This window comes from Streptomyces sp. NPDC029164, assembly GCF_055563995.1.
Genome location: NZ_JBVHWW010000001.1, coordinates 148,416 through 173,255 on the forward strand (window position 1 = coordinate 148,416; position 24,840 = coordinate 173,255).

Sequence of the window (24,840 nt, forward strand, 5' to 3'; positions counted from 1 at the left end):
GTGCCGTCTCCCTCCGGCGCGTCGGTGGGGACCGTGTAGGCGGCGGCGTCGACCCCGTCCACCGACGGCTCCTCGCCGACGGACGGGGCCGGTGCCCATCAGGCTCCTTCGTCCCCGTGGCGGGTGTGGCCGCGCCCCGGGAGGATCTCCTGGATCTTGGCCTTCAGGCCCTGGCGGACCATCCCGGCGCGGTCGCTGTCCCCCTTGAGGATCGAGGCGGCGGTGGCCTCGATCTGGTCCAGGTCGGCGTGCGGCGGGATCGGCGGGACGGCGGGGTCGGTGCGGAAGTCGATGACGAAGGGCCGGTCGGCGGCCAGGGCCTGCTTCCAGGCGGACTCCACACCGCCAGGTTCCTCCACCCGCACGCCGTCCAGCCCGATGGACCGCGCGAAGTCGGCGTAGGGAACGTCGGGCAGTGCCTGCGAGGGCAGGAACTGGGGGGCGCCGGACAGGGCCCGCATCTCCCAGGTGACCTGGTTGAGGTCCTGGTTGTTCAGCACGGCCACGACCAGCCGCGGATCCTGCCAGTCCCGGCAGTACTTGGCAGCCGTGATGAGCTCGGCCATGCCGTTCATCTGCATGGCGCCGTCGCCGACGATGGCCACCGCCGGGCGGTCGGGATGTGCGAACTTGGCGCCGATGGCGTACGGCACCCCGGGCCCCATGGTGGCCAGGGTTCCGGACAGCGAGCCGCGCATGGTCCCGCGCATCCGCAGGTGCCGGGCGTACCAGTTCGCCGCAGAACCGGAATCGGCCGCGAGCATCACGTCATCGGGCAGCAGCGCGTCGAGGGCGTGCACGACGTACTCGGGATTGACCGGGTCGGCGTCGACCCCGGCACGCCGTTCCATGACCTTCCACCACCGCGCCGTGTCCTTCTCGATCTTCTTGCGCCAGGCCCCGTGCTTCTTGCGCTTCAGCTGCGGGAGCAAGGCCGTCAGCGTCTCCTTCGTGTCCCCCACGAGATTCACCTCGAACGGGTAGCGCAGGCCGACCATGAAGGGGTCGATGTCGATCTGCACGGCGCGGGCCTGGTCGAACTCCGGGAGGAACTGGGTGTACGGGAAGCTGGAACCCACCACCAGGAGCGTGTCGCAGTCCCGCATCATCTCGTAGGAGGGGCGGGTGCCCAGGAGCCCGATCGAGCCGGTGACGTACGGCAGGTCGTCCGGCAGGGCGTCCTTGCCGAGCAGGGCCTTGGCCACCCCGGCGCCCAGCACGTCCGCCAGTGCTTCGACCTCGGCCCTCGCGTGGCGTGCGCCCTGGCCGATCAGGACGGCGACCTTCTCGCCCTCGTTGAGGACGGCGGCGGCCCGCGCGAGGTCGGCGCCGGCGGGCACCGGCGCGTAGGAGGGGGTGCCGAGGCTGGAGGGGACCATCTTGAAGGCGTGCGTCGGCGGGGAGTAGTCCAGTTCCTGGACATCGGCGGGGACGATGACCGCGGTCACGGTGCGCTTGGCGTACGCCGTGCGCACGGCCCGGTCGATGACGTTCGGCAGCTGTTCGGGAACGGTGACCATCTCGCAGAAGTCGGAGGCCACGTCCTTGTAGAGGCTGAGCAGGTCGACCTCCTGCTGGTAGGAGCCGCCCATGGCGCTGCGGTTGGTCTGCCCCACGATCGCCACTACCGGAACGTGGTCGAGCTTGGCGTCGTACAGGCCGTTGAGGAGGTGGATGGCGCCCGGTCCGGAGGTGGCGGCGCATACGCCGACCCGGCCGGAGAACTTGGCGTAGCCGACCGCCTCGAAGGCGGACATCTCCTCGTGGCGCGACTGGACGAACCGGGGCTTGTCGTCCGCGCGGCCCCACGCGGCCAACAGACCGTTGATCCCGTCACCTGGATAGGCGAAGACGTGCTCCACGTCCCACTCGCGCAGGCGCTGGAGGATGAAGTCGGCGACCTTGATCGACATGATGCTCCTTCTCGTGCTCGTGCAGTCGGGTCAGTCGGTCCGCCCGTGGGCGTTCCGGCGGCGCAGCAGGTGGTGGCCGGCCGCCGCCGAGAGGGCGGCCGCGCGCACGGCCGACGTGAGCAGCACGGCGTCCTGTCGAGAGGCTTCGGGGCGGGAGGCGGGCTTCTCGGGGTGGTGGGAGGGGATCGGCCCGTCGAGGCCGAGGGCCAGAGCTTCGGCCCGGTGCAGGGCCCGTCGGCCGGTGGCAGCCTGGTCGACCTGGTGTACGGCAGCTGAACCCGTCGGCGATCACCAGGGCGCTCGGAGCCGTCTTCCGCACGGCGGGCAGGACGCCTTCTTCGGCGATCGTCATCGACAGGCCCTGGTGGCCGCCCTCGAAGCCGAAGTACCCGGAGCAGGTCGTGGGCCTGCCGGTCGACGTCCTCGCGGCTGTCACCGGTGAACTGCAACAACAGCCGGCTCTCACCGTCCGGGAGCGCGTCGAGCGACGAGAGGTACGCGCCTTCCTCCCTCATCAGCTGGGCCATCCGCCCGTCCAGGGCTTCGAGGAGTTCCGGGTCACTGTGCGCCAGCAGACGGGGGACGTCGTCGGCGGCGGCACAGATGTCCTCGTACCCGAGCACCCCCATCGCCTCCTGGGCGGGCACCGGCACCAGATCGAGCACCGCCCGCAGCACCGCCACGAGGGTGCCCTCGCTGCCCACGAAGGCGCGGGCCGGGTCGAATCCCCGCTCCGGCAGCAGCGAGTCCAGGTTGTAGCCCGACACCCGGCGCGCAATCCGCGGGAAGCCGCGTCGCGTGGGCCCGACCCAGCAGCGCAGGCCGTCGTAGGTCAGAATCTCCAGGCGCCGTACGTCGTCCACGGTCTTGCCGTAGGCCTGCGCCGAGCCCCCGCACGAGTCGTTGCCGGTCATGCCGCCCAGGGAGCAGTGGGTGTGGGTCGCCGGCTTGGGGCCGAATCGCAGCCCGCCGGTGGCCAGTTGCCGGTTCAGCTCGTCGAGCACGATGCCCGGCTCCACGACGCAGATGGGCACCTGCCGGTAGGTGGACGCGTCCGTGGAATACGCCGCCCGGCTGCCCGGGTCGAACCGCACCTCGCCGTGGACCCCTTCGCGCAGGGCCGCCTCCAGCGCCGAGACATCGATGTCCACGCTGCCGGAGTGCTTCATCGCGCATCCCTTCTCAGACGGAACGCTGTGCGGCCCGTGGCCGTAGCGTCCTCTGCCCGTCGTCGGCGGCGCGGTTCCGGATGGCGCCGGCGCGCTCGGTGAGCGTCCGGCGCAGGGCGGCGGTCGCCACCTCGGCCGGGACGCCGGGGAAAGCGCTGCTGCGCTCCGTGAGGTCGTCCAAGAGGTCCATGACATGAGCCGGTTGGGTTCGGACATTGATGACGAACAGGGTCGTTCCCCGGGCACGGAGGGTATCGGCGAAGGCGATCAGGCGGGTGAGGCCGGTCACGTCCATGAACCGGACCAGCGCCATGTCGCACACGACCACATCGACGGAGTCAGCGATCCTGGACTCAACCCCGTCCCACACCGGGCCGGCATCCCAGCCGAGCTCGCCGGCCGGAGCCAGGTGCACGGTCGGCCCGTACTGCCGCTCGGTGATGTGGAAGTCGCATTCCATGGCGTCTCACCTCGCCAAGACGTGTGTCACCCATGCGATTACCCGGCCGACTGGCCGGCATTCCTGTGGGTGCGCGGGGCGCGCGGACCCTGCGCCGTCGGATGGCGCTCGTGCCAGGAGGCTCCGGGCACGGGCACGGGCACGGTCAGGGCCGGGGACCGTCAGGCCGGGCACAGCTCGAAACCGCTGCGCGGCCGCGTCGGGATGCGGGACAGAGGGATGGTCAAGTCCTGGTCGGGGACGCTGTAGTCCAGGCGCGCGAGTTCCCCGGCGATGGCCGCGAGTGCCGTCACGGTGATGTCCTCCCCCGGGCAGCGGTGACCGCGGGCCGGGTCTCCGCCGCCCTGCGGGATGAGGTTGTCCAGGGAATCCGGGGGGCCCTCGGCGGCGGTGAAACGGTGCGGGTCGAAGCGGTACGGATGCTCCCACAGGCCGGGGTCGTGGTTCTGGCCGTACAGGTCGAGCAGGACGAGCGAGTCCTTCGCGATGCCGTCGCCGTGCCAGGTCAGGTCCTGCGCCGCGAGTCCGCCCACGAAGGGGGCGAAGGGGTAGAAGCGCCGTACTTCGTGTGCGAACGCCGTGGCGTAGGCCCCCTCGGTGTCGGAGCGCAGCAGGTCCCGGTGGTGGGGCCAGCGGTGCAGGGCGTGGGCGGCGAACGCGGCGAACCAGGCGACCGCGACGGTCGGCCTGATGATGTTCAGCAGTTCCACGGCCGCGGTGTGGAGGTCCAGGAGGTTCCCGCCCGCGTCCCGGTGCCACGCCACCGTCTCCAGGGCCGAGTCCTTCGCGTCCGCTTCCGGAGCCCGGCGGACCTCCGCGACCAGGGTGGCCATGGCGGCCTCCTGGCGGCGACGGGCCCGACGGGCGCGCAGGTGGCGGGGGCCCGGCGAGGCGAAGCCGTCGACCATGGCCGTGCAGTCCCTGGCCAGCCCGGCGACCGCCGCGTCGGAGAGCCGCACGCCCGCCCAGTCGCAGACTGCGAGGGCGAGCACCCTGGCCGCTTCGTCGAAGAGCACCACGCGGTCGTGCCGCCGGCCGGCCACCGCTTCGCGCCACCGCCGGCTGACGTGCCGGCGCAGTGCGGCGACGCCGGTGTCGTCCTTGAGGAGGGCGATGAACATGGCCTTGCGGACCCGGTGCGCGTCCCCGTCGAGGGTGTGCACGGCGGCTTGCCCGAACAGGGTGTCCAATACGGGGTCCGGCAGGGCCGCGGCCCGTACGACGTGCTTCTCGTCGTAGAAGAAGGCGACCGCGTCGGGGCCGCGCAGTGCGATGGTGGGCCGGCCCAGCAGCCGGGTCCTGACCGTGCCGTCGCCGGTGTCGCGCATCCGGTTGGGCAGCCAGGCATAGCCGTGTGCCAAGAGGCCGAGTGTGCTGTCGCTCCACGGGGCCACGGAAATCTTGGAGGAAGCCATGGGGCGCGCGTACCCGACATCGCCCGGCGCACACCGGCGACAAACCGAGGTCACCCGTTTCCCATGGGGGCTCACCCGCCCGGGCGCTCTGTTTCCTCCTTCCCTGCCGGTGAGGGGCCGGCCGTCACGCCGGGTCGGTGCGTAGGAGGTTCAGGACGGCCCGCTCGATCCCACCCTGCGTGGACGGCTGCCCGAACAGAGCGCCCTCGCCCAGCTTGCCGAGGGCGGGAGCGATGGTCTTGCCGTCCTCGTAGAGCTCGATGACGCGGGGGTCTATGTAGGACGCCCGGCAGACGGCTGGAGTGTTCCCCAGGTAGTCGCTGACCTCGCGCACGGCGCGGGCCACGACCCTGCCGCGCCGCGCGGGGGAGGAGCCGGCGGTGTTCTCGGACACGGCCAGGGCGACCGCGGCCAGGACGGTGGCGTACCAGGTCCGGAAGTCCTTCGCCGTGACGTCCTGCCGCGCCCCGTCCCGCAGGTAGGCGTTGAGGTCCTCGGCGTGGACCTCGTGCCATGCCCCGTGCCCCCAGTAGGCGAAGAGTCTCGGCCCGGGGTCCTTGCGCCGGAGCAGCGCCCGGACCACGGCATGGGCCTGCTCGTCCATCAGCGTGCGGGTCACGGTCCTGCCGGACTTGGCGGGGAAGTCCAGCCGGACCTCACCGCTCCGGCAGGACGCGTGTTCCCGCAGCAGGGTCGTGAGCCCGTAGCTCCCGTTGTCCCGGGCGTAGCGTTCGCCGCCGATCCGCAGGAAACCCAGGTCTAGCAGCCGGGTCATGCAGGCCAGAACGCGGGCGCGGGTCAGGCCGCGTCCGCGGAGATCGCTCGTCACGTGCTCGCGCAGGCGTGGGAGTGAGCGGGCGACGCGCTGGACGTGCTCGTGTTTGGCGGCGTCCCGCTGAGCGCGGAAAGCCGGATGGTAGAGGTACTGGCGCCGGCCGGCGGCGTCCGTTCCCACCGCCTGGATGTGGCCGTTCGGCCAAGGGCAGACCCAGACGTCCCGCCATGCCGGGGGGATCACGAGCGCGCGGACCCGGCCCTGGTCCGCCGCGGACAGCCGCTGGCCGTCCGTGTCCAAATAACGGAATCCGCGACCGTGCCCCACCCGGCGCCATCCGGGGGCGTGGGGGTCACTGGTACGCAACCGCACGGCGTCGGTCGTCAGTCCGCGTCGGGGTGGGCCTGCGTACGCAGGGTCCAGGCCTGCCCCGAGCAGTCGTAGGGCAGGGGCGGGAACCGGTGCCCGCGCACATCGGTGCTCTTGCTCCAGAGGTGCTCCCGGCCGCAGTCGCAGGCGTAGATGCCGCTCTGGGGGACGGTCTCGCCAGGTTTCCAGTGATTCGTCTCGTTCATGCCTGGCGTCTACCCCTGCGCGCGCCGTCAACCCCGGGCGACGCCCGTCGACGCCTCGATCAGAGTCCCGCCCGCCCGGTGACGGGCGCGGTGACGGACGCGAGAGGGAACGCGAGACGTCAACCGGGGAACCGCTACGGGACCCGGATCGGGCGATCGTGGCCGTGCAGGGGCGTGTTCGCCAATCGGCGCCGGTTTCCGCCTGCTACACAGCAGGACTCCACGAATCAGGAGGAGACCGATGCGAAGGAGCGGACGGATGGACCAACCGGCACAGCAGCGGGCCAGGACGTCCGCAGCGCCTCCCGTCCCGGAGGGCGGAGCGCCGGGACCTCAGGAGGCCCGGGCCGCCGTCGCCCGTGCCGCCGGTGTGCTCATGGCCCTCGCCCCCTGCACCGCGGCCAAGGCCCGCCGGATCCTGGCGGAGGCGGCCATGGTGGCGGGAGCCGGCCTCAGCGAGACGGCCGAAGCCGTTCTCGCCGCGCGGACCGGTGGACCCGTCGCGCCCGCCGTCGAGGACGCACTGCGCCGTTGCCTCGCCCGGGCCCGGACCCTGCCGGGCGTTCCGGCCGGTTCCTGGTCGTCCCCGGACCCGGATGTCCTGCGGCGGCACGTGAATCACCTGCGTGCCACCCGCCGCCGCACGCTGGCGGCTCCCGACGACGCGGGGGCGCGCGGCGAACTGGAGGAGGCGGTGTATGCCCTCTGCGTCGTGATGGGCCAGCGCAGCGCCCACGGCGCGCTGCTGGCGGCGGAGCAGATGATCGCCGTCAACCGGCTGGAACCGCGGATGCCGCCGGTCGACGGCTGACCATCCCACCGCGGTCAGAGGCGCAGCCGGCTGTTGCCTTCCTCGCGCCCGTCGGCGGCGGCCTCGTAGTACGAGGACGTGCGCGCCCGTCCGGAGCGGGCCCGGCCGCGTGACGCTCACCCGGGGCGGCGGCCGGCCGCCGGTTTCGGGCCGAGCCGCTCGGGCAGAAGCCGACTGCCGTTCGGGCGGTGCGACCACGGAACCGATCAAAGGGTCCGAACGGGATCCACGAGGTAGAGGCGGTGGTCATGGAGGCGGACACGAGTGCCTCTTCGGCCTCGGACAGCGGCCAGGGTTACGACGCGACTCCCTACCTGCCCTCGCGCGGAGGCCTGGCGGCTCTGCGCCGGGCCGCGGCCGACTGCCACGGGTGCCCGTTGTTCCGGGACGCCACGCAGACGGTCTTCGGCAAGGGCCCGGCCCGTTCGCGGCTGATGCTGGTCGGGGAGCAGCCCGGAGACCAGGAGGACGTGAAGGGAGAGCCCTTCGTCGGCCCTGCGGGGCAGTTGCTGCGCCGGGCGCTCGACGAGGCCGGGCTGGGTGACGAGAACGCCTACGTCACCAACGTGGTCAAGCACTTCAAGTTCACACCGGCCCCGCGCGGCAAGCGCCGCATCCACAAGGCACCGAGCCTGCGGGAGATGACCGCGTGCAAGCCCTGGCTGGCGGAGGAACTGAGACTGGTCGCCCCCGACGTGCTGGTGGTGTTGGGGGGAACGGCGGGCAAGGCGCTGCTCGGGTCCTCGTTCCGGGTGGGCGAGCGGCGTGGTGTCCTGCTGCCGATGCCGGACCCCTTCGGTGAGGAACCCGGAGCCGTCCCCGGCCAGCTGCTGGCCACGGTTCACCCCTCCGCGGTCCTGCGGGCCGACGACAGGGAAGCGGCCTTCGCGGGTCTGGTGGCGGACCTGTCCGTGGCGGCCACCGTGCTGGAGTAGGCGCCCGGGGAGAGCGGCCTCCCGCCGAGCGGGGGCCGGCGCATCCGGTGGGAGGAGGACGCCATGACGACGACCCCGGCCTTCGCGGTGCCCGAGGACCCGTCCCGCGATCCGCACGACAAGCGCTTCGCCACGCCGACGCGAGACCACCCGCTGGAGTACCGCGACTTCGAAGGCGTGATCCCGCCCGGCGAATACGGCCGCGGCACGGTGATCGTGCGGGGCGGGGGAACGTACCGCAACCTGTCCACCGACCGCTCCGGCCACGGGGTCCCGCGCGCCGATGCCCTGCGGCAGGGGCGCGCCTCCTTCCGGCTCGCCGGCCGGCAACTGCACGGCGGTTACCCCCCCACCCGGATCCGCACCCCGCAGGACGAGGGGCGGGAGGCACGGCTGTTGGCCAAGCACGCCGGCGAACGGGCCGCTTCCGCCGGCACACCCGCCCCCCGTCGGGCACGGTCGGCGCGGACCGGCGGCACGCTCGGGCAGGTCGCAGCCGCGGCGCCGGCGGGTGAGCGGCGGTGACGGCCTCCCTGGACCGGCTACCGGAAGGTCAGCGGCGTCTGCTGCGTTCCGCGAGCGGGACGCCGGACACTCCGATGCTCGCCACTCTCAGTGCCCGGGACTTCGACGAGGGCTGGATCCTCGAGCGCAAACTCGACGGCATCCGTGCGCTCGCCACGCGCCGGGACGGCGAGGTGAAGCTGCTCTCCCGCAACGGAAAGCCGCTGAACGCCACCTATCCGGAGGTCGCCGAGGCGCTGGCCGCGCAAGACTGTCGTGACTTCACCGTGGACGGGGAGCTGGTCGCCCTGCGCGGAGGCCGAACCGATTTCGCGCTCCTCCAGCAGCGCATGCAGCTCACCGGTGCCGCAGCCGTCCGGGCGGCCGGGCGCATCCGGGTCACCTACTACCTCTTCGACCTCCTGCGTCTGGACGGCCACGACACCACCCAACTGCCCCTGCGCACCCGCAAGACCCTGCTCAGGGACACCCTCGGCTTCCGCGCGCCGCTGCGCTTCACTCCGCACCGCAACCGCTTCGAGCCCGCCCTCCTGGAGCGGGCGTGCGCCCAGGGCTGGGAAGGCCTGATCGCCAAGCGGGCCCAGGCGAGGTACGTCCACCGCCGGACCACCGACTGGCTCAAGCTGAAATGCTCCGCCGGCCAGGAGTTCGTCATCTGCGGGTTCACCGAGCCGGCCGGCCAACGGGTCGGCTTCGGGGCCCTGCTGCTGGGCTACTACGAGCACGGCAGACTGCGCTACGCCGGAAAGGCCGGCACGGGCTACGACACGGCCACCCTGCGCACCCTGCGGAGGCGTCTCGACGCGCTCGAAGAGGACCAGGCACCGTTCCCGGCCGGCGAGGTACGGGAACGGACCGCGCACTGGGTTCGCCCCGAGATGGTGGCCGAGGTCGCCTTCACCGAATGGACCACCGCCGGCCTGCTCCGCCACCCCCGCTACCTCGGCCTGCGCGAGGACAAATCCGCTCGCGAGGTGGTCCGCGAACGACCCGAGGGGAACAGCCGATGACCGAGAAACAGCCACCCCCGCAGCCCCTGCGCCTACGGGCCGGCCGGCGCACCGTCACGATCAGCCGCCCGGAGAAGATCCTCTTCCCGGACGACGGCATCACCAAGGCGGACCTCGTCGCCTACTACCGCACGGTGGCCCGGCGGATGCTGCCACACCTGCGCGGCCGTCCCCTGATGCTGGAGCGGCATCCGGACGGGATCGACGGCCCGGCCTTCATGCAGAAGAACGTGCCCGACCACTACCCGGACTGGTTCCACCGCGCCGAGCTCCCCAAGGAAGGCGGCACGGTCACCTACCCGATATGCGACGACACCGCCTCCCTGCTCCACCTCGCCGACCAGGCCTGCGTCACCCCGCACCGCTTCCTCTCGAAGTCCGACAGGCCCGACCATCCCGACCGGATGGTGTTCGACCTCGACCCGCCCGGAGAGGACTTCGCCCTGGTGCGCGCGGCCGCACACGCACTGCACGAGCTGCTGGACGAGCTGGAGCTGCCCTCTCAAGTGATGACGACCGGCTCGCGAGGTCTCCATGTCGTCGTGGCCCTCGACCGCAGGTCCCCCTTCGACGACGTACGCTCCTTCGCCCGCGGTGCCGCCGACGTCCTCGCGGCGCGCAACCCGGACCGGTTCACCACCGAGCCGAGGAAACAGGCCCGCCGGGGCCGGCTGTACCTGGACATCCAGCGCAACGCCTACGCCCAGACCGCCGTCGCGCCCTACGCCGTCCGCGCCCGCCCCGGGGCTCCCGTCGCGGCCCCGCTCTCCTGGGCGGATCTCGACGACCCCGAACTCGGCGCACGCCACTGGACGCTCACCACCGCCGACCGGCTCCTCAAGGAGAATCCCTGGCAGGACCCCCCGCGGCCGCGCTCCCTCGGGAAAGCGCGGCACCTCCTCACCGCACTGCGCGAGGAGAGCTGAAGCGTTCGTGATCCGGCACCGCGCTCCTCCGACTCGTGTATGGACGGCCGGGCCGGGCAGGCGCCCATACGACCACAGACAAGTCATCCGAGGCTCAAGGAGGATCATCATGACTACCGCCCGGGAGATCATGACGCCGGACGCCACCTGCATCGGCGCGCGGGAGACGGTGCTGGAGGCGGCGAAGAAGATGGCCTCGCACGGGGTCGGCGCGCTGCCCATCTGCGGAGAGGACCAGAAGCTCAAGGGGATGCTCACCGACCGGGACATCGTGGTGAAGGTCCTCGCCGCGGGCAAGGACCCCGCGCAGGTGAAGGCGGGCGAGCTGGCACAGGGAGAAGCGGTCACGATCGGCGCCGACGACGAGGCGGAGGAGATCCTTCGGACCATGCGTGAACACCAGGTCCGCCGCCTCCCGGTCATCGACGGCCACACCCTCGTCGGGATCGTCGCCCAGGCCGATGTCGCCCGCTCGCTCCCCGATCCGCAGGTCGGCGATCTCCTCGAAGCCCTCTCCGCCTGACCCGCAACCGGCGGGCGAAGAGGAAGCCGCTCCTTCGCCCACCGGGCTCGTCCACGAACCTGCTGCGCGCTCCGGCCGCCTGCACCGGGTGGCGGGATGGGATGGACTGAGGCGGGTAGGGGCCCTGTACCGGGGTGCGGTCCGGCCTTCCGGCTGCGACGGGGCCGCATCCCGGCAGGCAGCCTTGGGCCTTCGCCCCGGACCGTTTCGGAGATGCCGCCACTCGGGCTGGGCCGGCTGCTGCCGACACGCCGCCCGCTTGGGTCCCCGCGAGTGGTTGCCGCGGCGGAGCCCGGGCAGGTGCGTGGGCGTGGGGGAGGGATGAAGCGACCGCCGCGGGTCACGGCCGCGGAACAGCAGCCGAAAGGACTTCTCTGATGTCGCAGGTGAAGGAATCGATCGAGGTCGACGTGCCGGTGACGACGGCCTACAACCAGTGGACGCAGTTCGAGTCGTTCCCGGAATTCATGGACGGTGTGCAGCGGATCGAGCAGCGTACGGACACGCTCACGCACTGGGTGACGAAGATCGCCGGGGTGGAGCGGGAGTTCGATGCGGAGATCACCGAACAGGTCCCGGACCAGAAGGTCGCCTGGGTCACCGTCGGCGGTGAGACCGAGCAGTCGGGGCTGGTCACCTTCCGGCGGATCGACCCGGCCCACACCGAGGTCACGCTGATGATGGACTTCGACCCGGACGGCATGGCGGAGAACATCGGTGACAAGCTCGGCTTCGTCGACAGGCAGGTCAAGGGCGACCTGAAGCGCTTCAAACACTTCATCGAAGAACGCGGCACGGCCACCGGCCAATGGCGTGGACAGGTCTGACCGCTGCCCGACACCACCCCGGGCTGGGCGGTGGACGAAGCAGCAGTAGGAACAGTGGACGGCCGCCGTGCGCAACGCCGCACGGCGGCCGCCGCCGGTACGCGGGGCGTCCGGCCACGAGAGCACGTCCGTTGCGCCGACGTACGAGCGAGGATCGTCGGACGTCTGGACCGAGAGGCGGCCGAGGGGCGAAGAGGGCAGGCGCCTGGAGTGTCCGCCACGGCACTTGGCGGTGCTGGGTGGCGGCCACGTCGCGGCCGACCCGCGCACGTCTTCCACGCCGGGGCCGCGTCGCCGTCATCGAGCAGGAGGACACGCTGCTCGCCGCCCGGGACGAGACCGTCTCCGCCGTCCCTACCGAGATCGCCGCAGGCCGCTACCTCCACACCGTGCCCAGCCGGCCCGATCCGGGCGCGAACCCAGCGGAAGAGGGTCGGAACGAGCCGAGGGATTGTCCGGGTACGGGCGGGTAGGGGCAGTGCACAGGGCAGAGCCTGCGGGCCGGGCGGCCCGCGCCGAAGCAGCGCTAAGTGAGGTGAGGAGCATGACCGTCCCGGCGGGCTTCATGCCGCAGACCGCAGTGGTCACCGGCTCCGATTCCGGTATCGGCCGGGCCGTGGCCGTACGGTTCGCCCAGGCCGGCATCGACGTCGGCATCACCTGGCACGCCGACGAGCGGGGGGCGCGGGACACCGCCGACGAGGTCCGCGGTTACGGACGGCGGGCGGTGGTGTCCAGACTCGACCTTGCCGCGTTGCCGGACGCCGCGGAGGTCATCGACGGGCTGGCGGACGAGCTCGCGGGTATCGACGTCCTGGTCAACAACGCGGGCACCGGTACGGCGACGCCGTTCCTCGACCTGGACCTCGCCACCGTGCGGCAAGTACTGGACGTCGACCTCGTGGGACCGCTGCTGTGCGGCCAGCGCGCGGCACGCAGGATGATCCGTCAGGGCCGGGGGGGTCGGATCGTCAACATCACGTCCGTTCACGAGCACCAGCCGAGGGTGGGCGCGGGCCCGTACTGCGCGGCCAAGGCCGGCCTCGGGCTGCTGACCCAGGTGATGGCTCTGGAGCTGGCTGAATACGGCATCACCGTGAACGCCGTCGCGCCGGGCGAGATCGCCACCCCCATGACCGGCCAGGAGGACGAGGACGTCCGGGTGGTGCGCAGGCCCGGCGTGCCGCTCGGCCGGCCGGGAGACGCCCGCGAGGTGGCCGAGGTCGTTGCCTTCCTTGCCGGGCCGGGAGCCTCGTACGTGACCGGAGCGTCCTGGGCGGTGGACGGTGGCATGCTCCGCATGGGTCCCATGGCCGGTTCGCACCTGGACCACGACCACTGGCGCAGACCCTGAAGGAATCGCCGTCCCTGCGCGGCCCGCTTCCGTTGCGGACGGACATCAGGTGAGGTGCGAGGACGGTCAGAGGTGGCTTCGGCTGCCGTGCGGCTGCGCCCACCGGCGGTGCAGTGCAGAGCGCGCCTGCGAGGGGAAGAGACGGGTCATCGCATGCTGTGCGCGGGTGCGCAGGGATCCCGCGACCTTACGTGTTCTACGGTCCATGAGCGCGCGGTAGCCCTGGCGTGCCACCAGTGCGGGATCGTCCTTCCTCGCCCGCCCGAGACGGGTGTCCAGCAGACCGGCACGTACGAAGAACCGGGTGTCGGTGGCACCGGGCATCAACGCGGTGACGGACACCCCGGAGCCCTTCACCTCGGTGTGCAGGGCTTCCGCGAAGGACTTCAGGAAGGCCTTGGAAGCGTTGTAGACCGCGTGGTACGGCCCCGGAATCTCGGCGGCCACCGACGCGACGATGAGTATCCGCCCCTCTCCACGCCGGGCCATGTCGCTCAGCAGCCGGTGGGTCAGGTGCACGGTCGAGAAGACATTGACGTCGATGACGCGCGCCAGATCCGCGAGGTCGGTTTCCAGGAAGGCGCCACCACGGCCGATGCCCGCGTTCAGAACCGCGGCGCTCACCGGCCTGCCGAGGGCGCGGAGCTCCGCGAGCAGGGTCTCCACACCGCCGGAGGCCGCCAGATCGAGGCGGGTCGCGTGAACTCGGGTGCCGTACAGCCGGAGCCGGGCCACCGCGTCGTCGAGGAGTTCGTCGTCGGCGGTGACCGCCAGGTCATATCCGTGCCGGGCGAACTCCCGGGCCAGCTCCAGACCGATGCCGCTGGAGGCGCCGGTGATCACAGCAAGGGGATGTGAGGTGTCCATGGCATTCTGCGCCTCTCGTACGGTGCCTCGCGGCCGCGCCCTCCGCGGGAAGCCGCCGCTCCACGGGGCGACTGCCCGGCAGGGGGAGCTTCAAGCCCACGCGGGGTCCGTCCAGCGTCGCCGAATACGCCCCGACGCTGGATGCAGTGGTCCAGGACGGCCCTCCGACGATGCCGTGGTCGACGCCCGGCGGACGCGAAGTTGCGCACCGGAGGGAGTGGGGAGACCCGCTGCGGGTAGGCGCCGAGGACCCCGGGGCCACCGGATCACCGCGCTCCGTGAGGTCGCCCGGCCGTGCAGGACACGGCCTTCGAGCCGAGGAGGGCAGACTCATGTCCGAACACTTCGCAGAACCGGACCGGCAGGGAGCTGTCGGACCCGGACCGGAGGGCGGGGTGCCACCTGGCGAGACACCGCCCGGAGAATCCAGCACCGGCTCCGGAGCGGGCCCGTACCGGCCCCTCACACGCGGCTGGGGCAAAGGCCCCCTCGTGGTGATCTGCCTGCTGGCCTTCGTCTTCGCGCTGTTCTTCCTTGCCTACGCCATCATCCTGAACCTTTGACGTCCGCCGACGCGCCCCGGGTCAGGAGAGGAACGAGGACATGGTCACGAACGACATGAACGACATGAACGACATGAACGACATGAACGACACGAGGGACACGCCAGAGACGGCCCAATCCGCGCGTATCAAGGCCCTGCTCGTCACTGACCAGCTCACCGGGGCAAACGCCGGGAGCCGGCCCGACACCACGAACGGAGGGCGGCTCGCCAGGGGAGTTCTGGCAGAGCCAGTGCTTCGCCGCGGTCTCCTGCTGCTCGCCGCCGCCACGACGGCCGCAGTGGTGTGGCGGGCCAGGAGGCCGCGCTGAGGGAGCCCGGGCTGGGGCCATTCGGACCGGCAAGGCACTCCGATCGGGTGGGGTGCGTACGCCGGGCACTCATGCTCTGCCGTGTGGGGGATCACTGTCAGCCGGGACGGGATGGCCCGGCCCTGACAGCAACCAGTGAGAGGCGGACGGGTGATGGGACACGGCGGCAACGTGCTCGAGGAGCTGATGACGGACCACCGGGAGGTCGAGGAGATCTTCGGCCGGATCCAGGCCATGCCGGGCGGAGGACAGGAACTGCGTGATCTGGTCGACGAGGTCACCATCGAGCTGGTGCGGCACTCGGTCGCGGAGGAGCAGTACTTGTACCCGGCCGTCCGCGAATACCTTGAGGGCGGTGACCGGCTGGCGGACAAGGAGATCGAGGACCACGGCCGGGTCGAGAAGATCCTCAAGCAGCTGGAGAAGATGGACACCGGCGATGCGCAGATGAGCCCGGTGCTGCAGCAGCTCATGGACGAGGTCGCCGCCCACGTCCAGGACGAGGAGAACAACCTCTTCCCGATGCTGCGGCGTACCTGCTCTGCCGAGACGCTCGACGGTCTCGGGGACAAGGTGCGGCGGGCCAAGACCATGGCCCCGACCCGCCCGCACCCCTCCGCGCCGTCCACTCCGCCGGCGAACAAGCTCCTCGCCCCGGGTGTCGGTCTGGTCGACCGGGCCCGCGACTTCGTCACCGGCCGCGGAAAGTCCTGACCGGCCCGGCAGCCGGGATCTCCGGCGCATGAGGACGGCCGCGTGCGTGCGGCCGTCCTCACGCGCCAGCAGGGTAGTGGCGTGACGCAGGTCACCCCGCAGGATGTGTCGGCCGCCTACACTGGGCGTTCACGAGCGGGGCAACGCGGCTCCGTACAGAACAGCTCACCGCCGGTCAGCAGATCCCGGGGAGCATGCCCCCGAGGACCGATCGCCCGTGCCCTCCGACCTGACTGCGCTCATAGCCGCATCCGCCCGCTGGCTCCTGGCGGCTTACCAACCCCCGACAGGCGCGCTCAGCCGCGCGCTGGCCGAGGCCCAGGCCCGGCAGGCCGCCACGCTGGCAGCTTCCCTGTGCTATCCGACCAGCATGGACGTCCAGCTGCTCCACCTGCTCGCCCCCAGTGGATCTCACCGGCTGGACTGGCTCACGGGATGCGAACCGCACGACGACGACACCGAAACCGCCTGGCGTACCTGGGTCGACGAAACCGTCGTCAGCTGGGCTGCCTGCCTCCTGGCCGAGCCCGCCCTGGCCACACGCGCCCACCAGGCGCTGGCCGCCACCGAGCACCACACCGAGACCGGCAGCCTGCAACGGCTGACCCACCCCAGCGCCCTCGACAGCGAAGCCGCCGTGCTGCTTCGCCACCCCGACCTCCTCGAAGGCATCGCGGTGCTGCACCGGCCCCGGCTCCTGCAACGGCTGGACGCGCACGGCGCCGCACTGTCCTGATCTTCGGGCCGGTGGGAAACGGGATGGCCACCGAACGTGACAACCGGATGACCGTCGGGCCGGACACGCGTTCGTCTCCTGGCACTGGCAACGTCGGCGACCGGGCACACGGGTCCGCGCGCGGGGCAGACGCCTGCCGGGTCGGACCCCGCAGTGCGCCTCCCCCTCGGCACCCGTCGGGGCCTCGGCCTGCCTGCCGCCGGCGCCGACGGCGCGGGCGCGTATCTCGGCTCCCCGGGCCCGGCCGCGCCGAGCCCAAGCCCCCGAGCCGGGGCTGCTGGAGCGCCTCGACACCTCCGGCACCATCGGCGGGTACCTCCGCAACATCGGGACGGTCGGCACCGGCGGCACCCTGCTCGTCCAGCGGGTGTCGGGCCCCGACGAGGTGACGCGGTACGTGGTCCAGCTCGCCGGAATGTCCACGGACGGGGTGCGCAACGACAGCCCGCAGGACCTGCTCGGCGCCGTCCACGCGGTGGCCAGGCCCAGCACCCCCTATTCCAGGGCCACCGCACGGGCCCTGCGGCTGGCGATTCCCACGGGCACCGAGATCGCGCTGGTCGGCCACAGCCTGGGCGAGATCACCGCGATGAACCTGGCCGCGGACCGGGAGTTCTGTGCGCTGTACCGGGTCACGCACGTCGTCGCCGTCGGCTCGCCCGTCGACGGGAAGCGGCCCGCGGACCCGGCCACCCAGGTCACGATGTCGTACCGAGCCTGGAGGGGCGCTCCTCGGTCTCCCCGTACGCCCTGCCCGCGCCGCGGCCGGGTCACCGACACCCGGCTCTTCCAGCTCTACGACCGCTGAGGACCTCACGATGACCGACACCACGGACATCACGGGCACGAAGAACGCGAAGGACACGACCCGCGCGACGCGAACGGCGGGGACCGCCGCGCGCCCGGCGACCCTGCCCGCGCAGCCCGAACGCCCCGCCCCCGCCCCCTACGGCCCGCCCGGACTCCTGGATCGCCTCGGCTCGGCCGCCTTCGACCGGATCAACCGCTCGCACGACCGGTGGGAACTCCCCGGTCCCGTCGCCATGTTGAACCTGTGGGTACTCCGCGACGACCTGCGCCGCAAGAACCTGTACGACACCTACGGCGCGGGCGGCGAACGCCCCCGCCGGGCCACGCCCCGCCTCGCGCCCCACCGCTCGTACGACGGCTCCGGCTACGACCCGGACGACATCGACATGGGCCGGGCCGGAACCCGGCTCGACCGCAACGCGCCGCTGCACATGGTCTTCCCGGACTCCGACGAAGACCTCATGACGCCGAGCCCCCGCGAGATCAGCAGGCAACTGCTCGCCCGCTCGGGCGGCTTCACCCCCGCCCCCACCCTCAACCTGCTGGCCGCCGCTGGATCCAGTTCCAGAACCACGGTTGGGCCAACCACGGGGACAACGAGGAGGCCGAGCCCTTCACCGTCCCGCTCGCCGCCGGCGACGACTGGGCGGCGGCTGCCCGATGCGGGTGAACCGCACCGGCCCCGACCCGGTCGCCCACACCACCCCGGACCCGCCGGCGACGTACGAGAACACCGTCACGCACTGGTGGGACGGCTCGCAGATCTACGGCTCGGACGAAGCCCGCTGCCGGTCCCTGCGCACCGCCGAGCACGGACACCTCATCGTCCGGGACGGCCGGCTGCCCTCCGACCCCCGCCCCGACCTGGCCTGCCTCGACGCCACCGGGATGAACAGCGACTACTGGACCGGCCTCTCCCTGCTCCACACGCTCTTCGCGAAGGAACACAACGCGATCTGCGACCAGATCCGCTCCCACCACCCCACCTGGGACGACGAGAGGCTCTTCCACACGGCGCGGCTCGTCAACACCGCCCTGATGGCGAAGATCCACACGGTGGAGTGGACCCCGGGCGTCCTCGACACCCCCGTGCTGAAGCGTGCGATGGACGCCAACTGGTACGGCGTGCAGCCCCGTTGGGTCTCCAAGCGGTTCGGCCGGATCGGCAGTGACGAGATGCTCAGCGGCATCCTCGGCTCGCCGACCGACCACCACGCGGCGCCGTACTCGATGACGGAGGAGTTCGTCTCCGCCTACCGGCTGCACCCGCTCATCCCCGACGAGGTGACGGTGCGCGACCACACCCGGGGGGCCGCCCGCGAGGTCACCGGCTTCGACGACATGCAGGGCGCGAGCACCCGCAGCGCCATCGACGCGTACGGGATGAGCGACCTGCTCTACACCTTCGGCACCGAGCACCCCGGCGCCCTCGTCCTGCACAACCACCCCGACGCGCTGCGCGACCTCGCCCGGCTCTCCGGCGAGCGCATCGACCTCGGGACCGTCGACATCCTGCGCGACCGCGAGCGGGGAATCCCGCGCTACAACGCCTACCGGCAGATGCTGCGCAAGCGCCCGGTCGCCTCCTTCGAGGAGCTGACCGGAGGCCACCCGGGGGACACCGCGCTGCTCAGGGACCTGTACGAGGGAAGGGTCACAGGGTCGACCCCTTGGTCGGGAACCTCGCGGAGCCCCGCCCCGCCGGGTTCGGCTTCAGCGACTTCCTCTTCCGGTACGAGCGTGTCACAGCGGCCCCACCCAGCCGTGCCGGACAGCGTGACCGCCGAGCTGCATCCGGGTTCGGACTCCGGCCAGGTCCGTGAGGTGGCGCAGGCGCCGGTGCAGCGTCCGCGGCGACAGGCCGAGTTGTGCCGCGGCCGTCTGGTCGGTCAGGCCGGCCAGGAGGAGCGCGAGGATCCTCCGGTCGAGGTCGGTCGGGCCCGTCACACCGAGCTCGACGGTGGGTTCGGCCTCCCCGCCCGTGCCCGAGAGTTCGAGCGGGTGGGCGGTCCGCCACACCGTCTCGAACAGCGCGTCCAACGCGTCCAACAGGCCGCTGCGGTGCAGCAGCACGGCGCCGGGCTCTCCGTCCGGCGTCACCGTGAGCGGGACGAGGCCGAGGTCGGCGTCGGCCAGCACGAGTTTCATCGGCAGCTGGTCGGCGACACGCAGCCGCACGCCTTTGCGCAGTGAATCGATCGCATCGTCGATGATGCCCGGCTCTCCCAGCACGGATCGGTCCAGTACCGCCCGGAATTGAACACCACGGCCGATGGCCACGGGTTCTGCCGTGTTCTCGTCGGGCGACAGCGCGACGAACGGAGCGGTGATGAAGCTCCGGACCTGCGTACGGGCCGCCTGCTGCACCTGGAGGAAGCGGTGGCGGATGGCGTCGACACCCGTGACGACCTCGATCAGATCGCTGATGCTGTTCCCGGTCATCGCGGCCCGGTGTTCCTCGGCGAAGGTCACCAGCGCATGCTCGGCCATGCGCAACCCGTCCCGGCGCTGGCTGATCAGCGCGCCGAGCGCCATCGCCGGCGGCGCCGCGGTGAACTGTTCGTCCGCCGACCGGGTCGCCAGTCCCCACTCGACGAGGCGGGACAATGCCTTGTCGACGAGGGCCTGCGACAGGACCGCCAGGTCGGCGAGAAGGACCGCAGTGGAGTTCGGCCGTCCGAGCAGCGCCCGGTAGACGCGCTCGTCTTCGGGATCGAGGCCAAGAACATCCAGCATCGGCGACCGACCCTCCTCCGCTTGCCGCAGCGGGGAGAGTATGCGCCATGGCGGCAGACCTTGCACAGTCCCTGCCGGGAGCGGGAGCGGGAGCGGGACCGGGAGCGGGTGTGGGTGTGGGTGTGGGTGTGGGTGTGGGGGGAGGGGCCCCGGGGAGTCGCCGCCCCGGAGCCCGACACTACGGTTCATCGAAGGCCGTACGCCCGGATGATCTCGTTCTTGACGCCGAAGCCCCTGTCCGTCGCGGCGCTCGCGCGCAGGGAGACGAAGCCACCGGGCTTCTTGGCCGTCGTGAACGAACCCGCCCAGGAGCCGCCGGCGCCCTCGGCCAGGGTCACCTTCTGCCAGGTGGCGCCGTCGTCGTGCGAGACGTCCAGCGTCACCGCGGACACGGTGCCGGGAACGGTGCCGCGGTCCATGGACACCGGCTTGAGGGCGATCTGCTGCTTCGCGCCGGCCTGGAGGTCGCCGTGCAGGTCCGACTCCAGCTCGTAGTCCAAGTTCAGCACCGAGAACGGCTCGAAGAAGTCCGAGTCGACGGTGTCGGACATGAAGGTCCATTCTGTGTGGGTGCGCGTCGACAGCCGGAAGACGTCACCGGGCCGCTCCGCGTCGAGGACGGTGCGGTAGGGCAGGTGGCCCGCCGGCACCTCCACCCATTGCATGTCGCCGCTGACCGGGTTGTCGTGGATCAGCGTGCCGCCCTGGAAGACCTGGAGGCGGGACGGTGTCTCACCCCACGGCAGGTAGCCGCCGAGCCGCATGGTGTCGCTCGCGGAGGCCCACGCCTGGACGTTCCAGGTCATGTGGTTCTGCCAGCGGGAGTTGTACACGCCGAAGGACTCGCTCTGGCCGGGCCGGGTCGCCGGAGCGAACCAGTCCAGGCGGGTGGTGCTGCCCTTGGCGAAGGCGTTGTCGCCCGACACCATCGACCACGGCAGTGGTCCGTCGACGCCCTGCGTGTGGAACTCCCTCCAGACCTGGCCCGGAGTCACCCACTCGGTGCGGGTGCCCGGGTGCCACTCGACCTCGGGAAGGTTGAACGACGGGCTGAGGGTGAAATCGGAACGGTAGCCTTCCGCGAGCCGGCCGCCGGCCGCCGCGTAGTAGCGGGCGTCGATCCGGGCGAGGTCGCCCTTGCCCGGCTTGTAGACCAGGGCCCGGTCCGGCACCCGGCCGGGGTAGTCCCGGGTCAGGTCGTAGACGAACGGCGTGTACTCGGTCTGCTTGACGGTCAGCTTGTCGTGGCCGCTCCTGGCCATCGAGACAAGGGCCTTGCCCGCGTCGCGGTGCACGGAGGCGACCGGGATGGCCGACTGTCCGACGTACTCCATCAAGGTCCCGACGCCGTCGTTGACCACGATCAGCGCCTTCGCGCCGGCCGCGACCGCGGCCTCGGCGCGCTCCTGCGGCGCGACCTCGTCGCCGCGTTCGACGACGACCACCCTGCCCTTCGCCTTGACCTTCTCGTACGCGGCTGCCGCGCCGTTGCCCGCGTAGACGACGTCCAGCCTGTCCGTCGCGGTGCCCAGGGCGCTGCCCGCCTGGACCCGCGCATCGAGCCGGAGCCGGTCGCCCGGCGTGCTGAGGCCGAGCTGCGGCTCACCCTTGCGCCAACGGGTGATCAGCATGAAGTCGCCCTGCCTCATCGCCTCCGTCGGTGCGACGTAGACGTCGTCGTACGTCGGCGGCAGCACGTACGCGCTGCGGTAGTCCAGGTACGGGTCGAGGCCCTTGTAGTGGACGTTGAAGTCGACCTTGCGCTGGCGGTCCTCGGTACGCTCCGGCGCCTCGGTCTGCAGCAGGCGTGCCCTGCTCGCGTCCAGCACCACGTCGGCGGGGCCGCCCTTGAGCACCGTCTCCGGGTCGACGAGCACGGCCAGACCGGAGCGGTCCCCCTTCTCGCCGGGCACGTCGAGGTATGCCGCGACGGTGTACGTACCCGGTGCCATGCGCATGGTGGTCGATCCGTCGACGTGGACCGTCCAGGGCCAGACGTCGCCCGCGAGGTTGATTCCGACCCAGCCGGCGGCCGGCTTGCCGTTCCTCCCCACCAGCTTGATGTTCAGGTCGTGGCGCTCCTCTTCCTTGAGGAGCGCCACGGAGGTGCGGGTCACCGGCTGCCCGCTGGCCGCGTTCGTGGCGCTCACATAGCCGACGTGCCGGCCCGCCGGGGCGGCCCCCGGGTCACCGGTCACCGGGACGGCGGCGGTGCCGCCCGCCGGGACGGTCACCTTGGCGGCTCCCAGCGTGAACGGCCCGCCGCCGGTCAGCGCCAGGTTCAGCGTGACGTCGGCGGAGCCGGTGTTGGTGAAGGTCAGGGCCTTCGTGACGGCGACGTCACTCGGCTCGTGCGGCCAGGTGTAGTTGCCGAAGAAGAGGGATCCGGTGCCGCGGACCGTGGTGCGCACGGCAGCGGCCACATCGAGACGGCCGGTACCGACCTCGTACGGCGAGTACCCGCCGTCCAGGCCCTTCGCCGTACTCATCAGGTGTTCCTTGAGCTGTGCGCCGGTCCAGTCCGGGTGCTGCTGGGCCAGGACCGCCGCCGCGCCGGCCACGTGCGGGGTGGCCATCGAAGTGCCGCTGATGGTGCGGTAGGAACCCTCGCCGCCGTCGGTCATCCGGGACGAGCGGGCCGCGGTGATGTCCACGCCGGGTGCCGCGATGTCCGGCTTCATGCCGCCGGAGCGGGTCAGCGGGCCGGTGCTGGAGAAACTCGCGAGCCGGTCCTGCTTGTCCGTGGCGGCCACGGTCAGCGCCGAGGCGGCCGCGCCCGGGGCGGAGATGCTCTCCGGCCCCGAGTTGCCGGCGGCTATCACGAACAGCGTGCCGTACCGCGCGGAGAGCGCGTCGACCGTCTGCGACATCGGGTCGCTGCCGTCCGTCGGGTACGAGTCGCCGAGACTCATGTTGACGACGTCCGCACCGGACTCGGCGGCCCACTGCATGCCCGCCATGATCCAGGAGTCCTGGCCGTAGCCCTCCACGCCGCCGAGCACCTTGCCGACGTACAGGTCGGCGCCGGGAGCGACACCCTTGTGGTCGCCGCCGGAGGCGGCGCCCGAGCCGACGATCGTGCCGGCCACGTGCGTGCCGTGCCCGTTGACGTCGGCGACGTCCTCACCCGGTACGAAACTGGCGGTGCCGTCGATCAAACCGGCGAAGTCGGGGTGGTTGACGTCGATGCCGGTGTCGAGCACCGCGACCTTGACGCCCTTGCCGGTGTGGCCGGCCGCCCAGGCCGCGGGCGCGCCGACCAACGGCACGCTCTCCTTCAGATCGGCCTTCACCCTGCCGTCGAGCCACAGCTTGGCCACACCGGCGCCCAGCGCCGTGCTGTCCTGCGGCGCGATGGAGCTCCAGAAGGCACGGGCCTGCCCCTTCTCGGTGGTGAGCACGGCACCGCCGATGTCCTTGAGATTGCGGGTCAGCCGGCTGCCCCGGGGGGCCGTCGGCTCGACGGCCGCGCCGGACCTCGTCCGGGCGTACGTCGCGATCAGCGGGACCGTGGCCGACTTCGCGTCGTCGTAGCCCATCTCGATCAGGTCGGTGACGTTGAACAGCCGGCGGTCCAGCCTGTCCGTGCCCAGCAACGGCGCGGCCTCGTCCGGGACGACGAACAGGTCTCCCTTGATCTGCTGGATCTTCACGCCGCCGACGGCGCTGTCCGGCCGGTCGACCTCGGCGGACTGCTTGCCGTCGGCCATCGTGGTGACCGTGACGACGTCGCCGGTGACCAGGGTGACCTTGTGGGTCGCCGAAGCCTTGGCGGGAACGGTGGGCTTGCTCGGAGCGGCCAGTGCGGGCGCTTGCAGAACCGCGAGCCCCGACGCCAGCAGGGGCACCGCGGCGGCGGTCGAGATCAGCTGCCGCCGCCTGCGCCGGAAGGCGGAGGACTGAGAGGAGGAGAACATGCCATGGGTCTATCGACCGAGCAGCGCCGGCGTGAAGGCCACCGGGTGGCAAGTCCCCGCCATGGCAAGCATCTGACAGCCGAAAACCGCGCGATTCGAGGCAAGAGGGCATGGGGCGTGCCGGCGTACGCGTCAGTGCCAGGCGGGATGTCCCTCGGCGCCGCCGCCTGTGGTGAGCGTCCGCCCACGACGACCTCGTGGCCGAGCTCCAGCAGCCTGGCGGCGTGCGCGCGGCCTCCGCCGCCGGTACCGAGGACTGCGATCTTCATACCGACACCCCGTTCTCGTGGCCGTGCGCATGGCCGGTTTCGCACGGAACCAGTGGTTGCCCCACGGGTCTCGAAGGCCGCGACCTTGACAGGGCCGGTCTGCCGCGGCGGTGCGGCGACCTTGATGACGGCATCCACACCCCCCAACCGCGACGCGGTCCTCACCATCCTCCGCAACGCCCTGCGCCCGCCGCAGTGAGCCGAGCGGCGGACTGATCGGTCCCCGTCTCCCGGCAGGTGTCGGTCTCGACCGGTACGTCGTCGGCCTTGATGTAGCCCATGGCGTAGTCGTTCCAGCCGAGAGGCGCACGCCGCTTGCCTGCCGTACGGACCGTCAGGCCCGAGCTGCGCGCCCACCTCACCGTGGACGGCCTGCCCCCGCTGTTCATCGAGTACCCCGACGCCGACCGCATCCTGTTGCCCCGGGCGCCCGCTCCGAGCCTGCGGGTGCCGCTGGTGCAGGCCCTCTACGCCAGGCGCCCCACCGCTCCTTCACCGAGCGGCCGTGGCCCTGGGCGACCTCGCGGCTCTGCTGCACACGGTCTTCGGCCCGGCCGGTTTCCTCGACGGCCTCGTTACGGCGCCCTCGTCCGGCGTACGAGCCCGGCCGGAGGCGCCCGCTAGGAACTCGACGCCTACCTCGTCGCCCCGAACGCCGCCGGACACCCCCTGTACCGTCGGCCAGGACGACACCGTGGGT

At 71.7% G+C, this 24,840-nt stretch carries 22 protein-coding genes and 1 pseudogene; 15 read left to right on the plus strand and 8 right to left on the minus strand.

Annotated features, from left to right (window positions below; translation table 11 throughout):
* Positions 1 to 98: 98 nt before the first annotated feature.
* The 6 genes and pseudogenes from ACZ4VT_RS00575 to ACZ4VT_RS00600 form a co-directional block, all read right to left on the minus strand.
* A complete protein-coding gene (locus ACZ4VT_RS00575; protein ID WP_467945304.1) occupies positions 99 to 1,913 on the minus strand; it encodes a thiamine pyrophosphate-requiring protein in 1,815 nt (604 codons plus the stop codon).
* A 281-nt stretch (positions 1,914 to 2,194) separates the two neighbouring features.
* Positions 2,195 to 3,082, minus strand: a pseudogene (locus ACZ4VT_RS00580) (FAD-binding oxidoreductase); the annotation flags it as partial.
* A 13-nt stretch (positions 3,083 to 3,095) separates the two neighbouring features.
* Positions 3,096 to 3,542 carry an STAS domain-containing protein gene (locus ACZ4VT_RS00585; RefSeq protein WP_467945306.1) on the minus strand — a complete coding sequence of 149 codons (447 nt, stop codon included), beginning with the start codon at positions 3,540 to 3,542 and terminating at the stop codon, positions 3,096 to 3,098.
* A gap of 161 nt (positions 3,543 to 3,703) precedes the next feature.
* Positions 3,704 to 4,957 (minus strand): cytochrome P450, encoded by a 1,254-nt coding sequence (locus ACZ4VT_RS00590; RefSeq protein WP_467945308.1) that lies wholly within the window; start codon positions 4,955 to 4,957, stop codon positions 3,704 to 3,706.
* Between the two features lie 124 nt (positions 4,958 to 5,081).
* Positions 5,082 to 6,104, minus strand: a complete 1,023-nt coding sequence (locus ACZ4VT_RS00595; RefSeq protein ID WP_467945310.1) for a DNA topoisomerase IB — start codon at positions 6,102 to 6,104, stop codon at positions 5,082 to 5,084.
* A gap of 11 nt (positions 6,105 to 6,115) precedes the next feature.
* Positions 6,116 to 6,307 carry a hypothetical protein gene (locus ACZ4VT_RS00600; RefSeq protein ID WP_467945312.1) on the minus strand — a complete coding sequence of 64 codons (192 nt, stop codon included), beginning with the start codon at positions 6,305 to 6,307 and terminating at the stop codon, positions 6,116 to 6,118.
* Between the two features lie 259 nt (positions 6,308 to 6,566).
* Here ACZ4VT_RS00600 and ACZ4VT_RS00605 point away from each other — a divergent pair, with 259 nt between their 5' ends.
* From ACZ4VT_RS00605 to ACZ4VT_RS00640, 8 genes are all read left to right on the plus strand, one after another.
* Positions 6,567 to 7,118: a DUF5133 domain-containing protein gene (locus ACZ4VT_RS00605; RefSeq protein WP_467945314.1), complete on the plus strand. Its 552-nt coding sequence runs from the start codon at positions 6,567 to 6,569 to the stop codon at positions 7,116 to 7,118.
* Positions 7,119 to 7,366: 248 nt separating this feature from the next.
* Positions 7,367 to 8,053, plus strand: coding sequence for a UdgX family uracil-DNA binding protein (locus ACZ4VT_RS00610; protein ID WP_467945316.1), 687 nt, complete (start codon positions 7,367 to 7,369; stop codon positions 8,051 to 8,053).
* A 63-nt stretch (positions 8,054 to 8,116) separates the two neighbouring features.
* Positions 8,117 to 8,578 (plus strand): DNA polymerase ligase N-terminal domain-containing protein, encoded by a 462-nt coding sequence (locus ACZ4VT_RS00615; protein WP_467945318.1) that lies wholly within the window; start codon positions 8,117 to 8,119, stop codon positions 8,576 to 8,578.
* Positions 8,575 to 9,588: a non-homologous end-joining DNA ligase gene (ligD, locus tag ACZ4VT_RS00620; protein ID WP_467945320.1), complete on the plus strand. Its 1,014-nt coding sequence runs from the start codon at positions 8,575 to 8,577 to the stop codon at positions 9,586 to 9,588. The genes ACZ4VT_RS00615 and ligD (ACZ4VT_RS00620) overlap by 4 nt, the downstream gene beginning before the upstream one ends.
* On the plus strand, positions 9,585 to 10,514 hold the full coding sequence (gene ligD / locus ACZ4VT_RS00625; protein ID WP_467945322.1) for a non-homologous end-joining DNA ligase: 930 nt from the start codon (positions 9,585 to 9,587) through the stop codon (positions 10,512 to 10,514). Before ligD (ACZ4VT_RS00620) ends, ligD (ACZ4VT_RS00625) begins: the two co-directional genes overlap by 4 nt.
* 109 nt (positions 10,515 to 10,623) lie before the next feature.
* Entirely contained in the window at positions 10,624 to 11,037 is a 414-nt protein-coding gene (locus ACZ4VT_RS00630) for a CBS domain-containing protein (RefSeq protein ID WP_467945324.1), read from the plus strand.
* A 377-nt stretch (positions 11,038 to 11,414) separates the two neighbouring features.
* Positions 11,415 to 11,864, plus strand: a complete 450-nt coding sequence (locus tag ACZ4VT_RS00635; protein WP_467945326.1) for an SRPBCC family protein — start codon at positions 11,415 to 11,417, stop codon at positions 11,862 to 11,864.
* A 544-nt stretch (positions 11,865 to 12,408) separates the two neighbouring features.
* A complete protein-coding gene (locus ACZ4VT_RS00640) occupies positions 12,409 to 13,218 on the plus strand; it encodes an SDR family oxidoreductase (RefSeq protein WP_467945328.1) in 810 nt (269 codons plus the stop codon).
* A 66-nt stretch (positions 13,219 to 13,284) separates the two neighbouring features.
* On the opposite strand, the gene ACZ4VT_RS00645 is transcribed toward ACZ4VT_RS00640, so the two are convergent.
* Positions 13,285 to 14,085, minus strand: a complete 801-nt coding sequence (locus tag ACZ4VT_RS00645) for an SDR family NAD(P)-dependent oxidoreductase (RefSeq protein ID WP_467945329.1) — start codon at positions 14,083 to 14,085, stop codon at positions 13,285 to 13,287.
* A gap of 332 nt (positions 14,086 to 14,417) precedes the next feature.
* Between ACZ4VT_RS00645 and ACZ4VT_RS00650 the strand changes: the two genes are divergently transcribed.
* From ACZ4VT_RS00650 to ACZ4VT_RS00680, 7 genes are all read left to right on the plus strand, one after another.
* Positions 14,418 to 14,648 (plus strand): DUF6480 family protein, encoded by a 231-nt coding sequence (locus ACZ4VT_RS00650; RefSeq protein WP_467945330.1) that lies wholly within the window; start codon positions 14,418 to 14,420, stop codon positions 14,646 to 14,648.
* A gap of 40 nt (positions 14,649 to 14,688) precedes the next feature.
* Positions 14,689 to 14,958: a hypothetical protein gene (locus ACZ4VT_RS00655; RefSeq protein ID WP_467945331.1), complete on the plus strand. Its 270-nt coding sequence runs from the start codon at positions 14,689 to 14,691 to the stop codon at positions 14,956 to 14,958.
* A 153-nt stretch (positions 14,959 to 15,111) separates the two neighbouring features.
* The gene (locus tag ACZ4VT_RS00660; protein WP_467945332.1) at positions 15,112 to 15,672 is read left to right on the plus strand and encodes a hemerythrin domain-containing protein; all 561 of its coding nucleotides are present in this window, start codon (positions 15,112 to 15,114) and stop codon (positions 15,670 to 15,672) included.
* 217 nt (positions 15,673 to 15,889) lie between these two features.
* Positions 15,890 to 16,408: a hypothetical protein gene (locus ACZ4VT_RS00665; RefSeq protein WP_467945333.1), complete on the plus strand. Its 519-nt coding sequence runs from the start codon at positions 15,890 to 15,892 to the stop codon at positions 16,406 to 16,408.
* 367 nt (positions 16,409 to 16,775) lie between these two features.
* Positions 16,776 to 17,216 carry an alpha/beta hydrolase gene (locus ACZ4VT_RS00670; RefSeq protein ID WP_467945334.1) on the plus strand — a complete coding sequence of 147 codons (441 nt, stop codon included), beginning with the start codon at positions 16,776 to 16,778 and terminating at the stop codon, positions 17,214 to 17,216.
* A 662-nt stretch (positions 17,217 to 17,878) separates the two neighbouring features.
* Positions 17,879 to 19,411 (plus strand): peroxidase family protein, encoded by a 1,533-nt coding sequence (locus ACZ4VT_RS00675; protein ID WP_467945335.1) that lies wholly within the window; start codon positions 17,879 to 17,881, stop codon positions 19,409 to 19,411.
* A 79-nt stretch (positions 19,412 to 19,490) separates the two neighbouring features.
* Positions 19,491 to 19,913 carry a hypothetical protein gene (locus ACZ4VT_RS00680; RefSeq protein WP_467945337.1) on the plus strand — a complete coding sequence of 141 codons (423 nt, stop codon included), beginning with the start codon at positions 19,491 to 19,493 and terminating at the stop codon, positions 19,911 to 19,913.
* 226 nt (positions 19,914 to 20,139) lie between these two features.
* On the opposite strand, the gene ACZ4VT_RS00685 is transcribed toward ACZ4VT_RS00680, so the two are convergent.
* Complete coding sequence (locus tag ACZ4VT_RS00685) at positions 20,140 to 23,871, minus strand: S8 family peptidase (RefSeq protein ID WP_467945338.1); 3,732 nt, start codon at positions 23,869 to 23,871, stop codon at positions 20,140 to 20,142.
* Positions 23,872 to 24,840: the final 969 nt, after the last annotated feature.

Coding starts and splice junctions, on each gene's coding strand:
- ACZ4VT_RS00575 (WP_467945304.1), bottom strand. CDS start 1,913: ATGTCGATCAAGGTCGCCGACTTCATCCTCCAGCGCCTGCGCGAGTGG.
- ACZ4VT_RS00585 (WP_467945306.1), bottom strand. CDS start 3,542: ATGGAATGCGACTTCCACATCACCGAGCGGCAGTACGGGCCGACCGTG.
- ACZ4VT_RS00590 (WP_467945308.1), bottom strand. CDS start 4,957: ATGGCTTCCTCCAAGATTTCCGTGGCCCCGTGGAGCGACAGCACACTC.
- ACZ4VT_RS00600 (WP_467945312.1), bottom strand. CDS start 6,307: ATGAACGAGACGAATCACTGGAAACCTGGCGAGACCGTCCCCCAGAGC.
- ACZ4VT_RS00605 (WP_467945314.1), top strand. CDS start 6,567: ATGGACCAACCGGCACAGCAGCGGGCCAGGACGTCCGCAGCGCCTCCC.
- ACZ4VT_RS00610 (WP_467945316.1), top strand. CDS start 7,367: ATGGAGGCGGACACGAGTGCCTCTTCGGCCTCGGACAGCGGCCAGGGT.
- ACZ4VT_RS00615 (WP_467945318.1), top strand. CDS start 8,117: ATGACGACGACCCCGGCCTTCGCGGTGCCCGAGGACCCGTCCCGCGAT.
- ligD (WP_467945322.1), top strand. CDS start 9,585: ATGACCGAGAAACAGCCACCCCCGCAGCCCCTGCGCCTACGGGCCGGC.
- ACZ4VT_RS00630 (WP_467945324.1), top strand. CDS start 10,624: ATGACTACCGCCCGGGAGATCATGACGCCGGACGCCACCTGCATCGGC.
- ACZ4VT_RS00635 (WP_467945326.1), top strand. CDS start 11,415: ATGTCGCAGGTGAAGGAATCGATCGAGGTCGACGTGCCGGTGACGACG.
- ACZ4VT_RS00640 (WP_467945328.1), top strand. CDS start 12,409: ATGACCGTCCCGGCGGGCTTCATGCCGCAGACCGCAGTGGTCACCGGC.
- ACZ4VT_RS00645 (WP_467945329.1), bottom strand. CDS start 14,085: ATGGACACCTCACATCCCCTTGCTGTGATCACCGGCGCCTCCAGCGGC.
- ACZ4VT_RS00650 (WP_467945330.1), top strand. CDS start 14,418: ATGTCCGAACACTTCGCAGAACCGGACCGGCAGGGAGCTGTCGGACCC.
- ACZ4VT_RS00655 (WP_467945331.1), top strand. CDS start 14,689: ATGGTCACGAACGACATGAACGACATGAACGACATGAACGACATGAAC.
- ACZ4VT_RS00660 (WP_467945332.1), top strand. CDS start 15,112: ATGGGACACGGCGGCAACGTGCTCGAGGAGCTGATGACGGACCACCGG.
- ACZ4VT_RS00675 (WP_467945335.1), top strand. CDS start 17,879: ATGCGGGTGAACCGCACCGGCCCCGACCCGGTCGCCCACACCACCCCG.
- ACZ4VT_RS00680 (WP_467945337.1), top strand. CDS start 19,491: ATGGCCACGGGTTCTGCCGTGTTCTCGTCGGGCGACAGCGCGACGAAC.
- ACZ4VT_RS00685 (WP_467945338.1), bottom strand. CDS start 23,871: ATGTTCTCCTCCTCTCAGTCCTCCGCCTTCCGGCGCAGGCGGCGGCAG.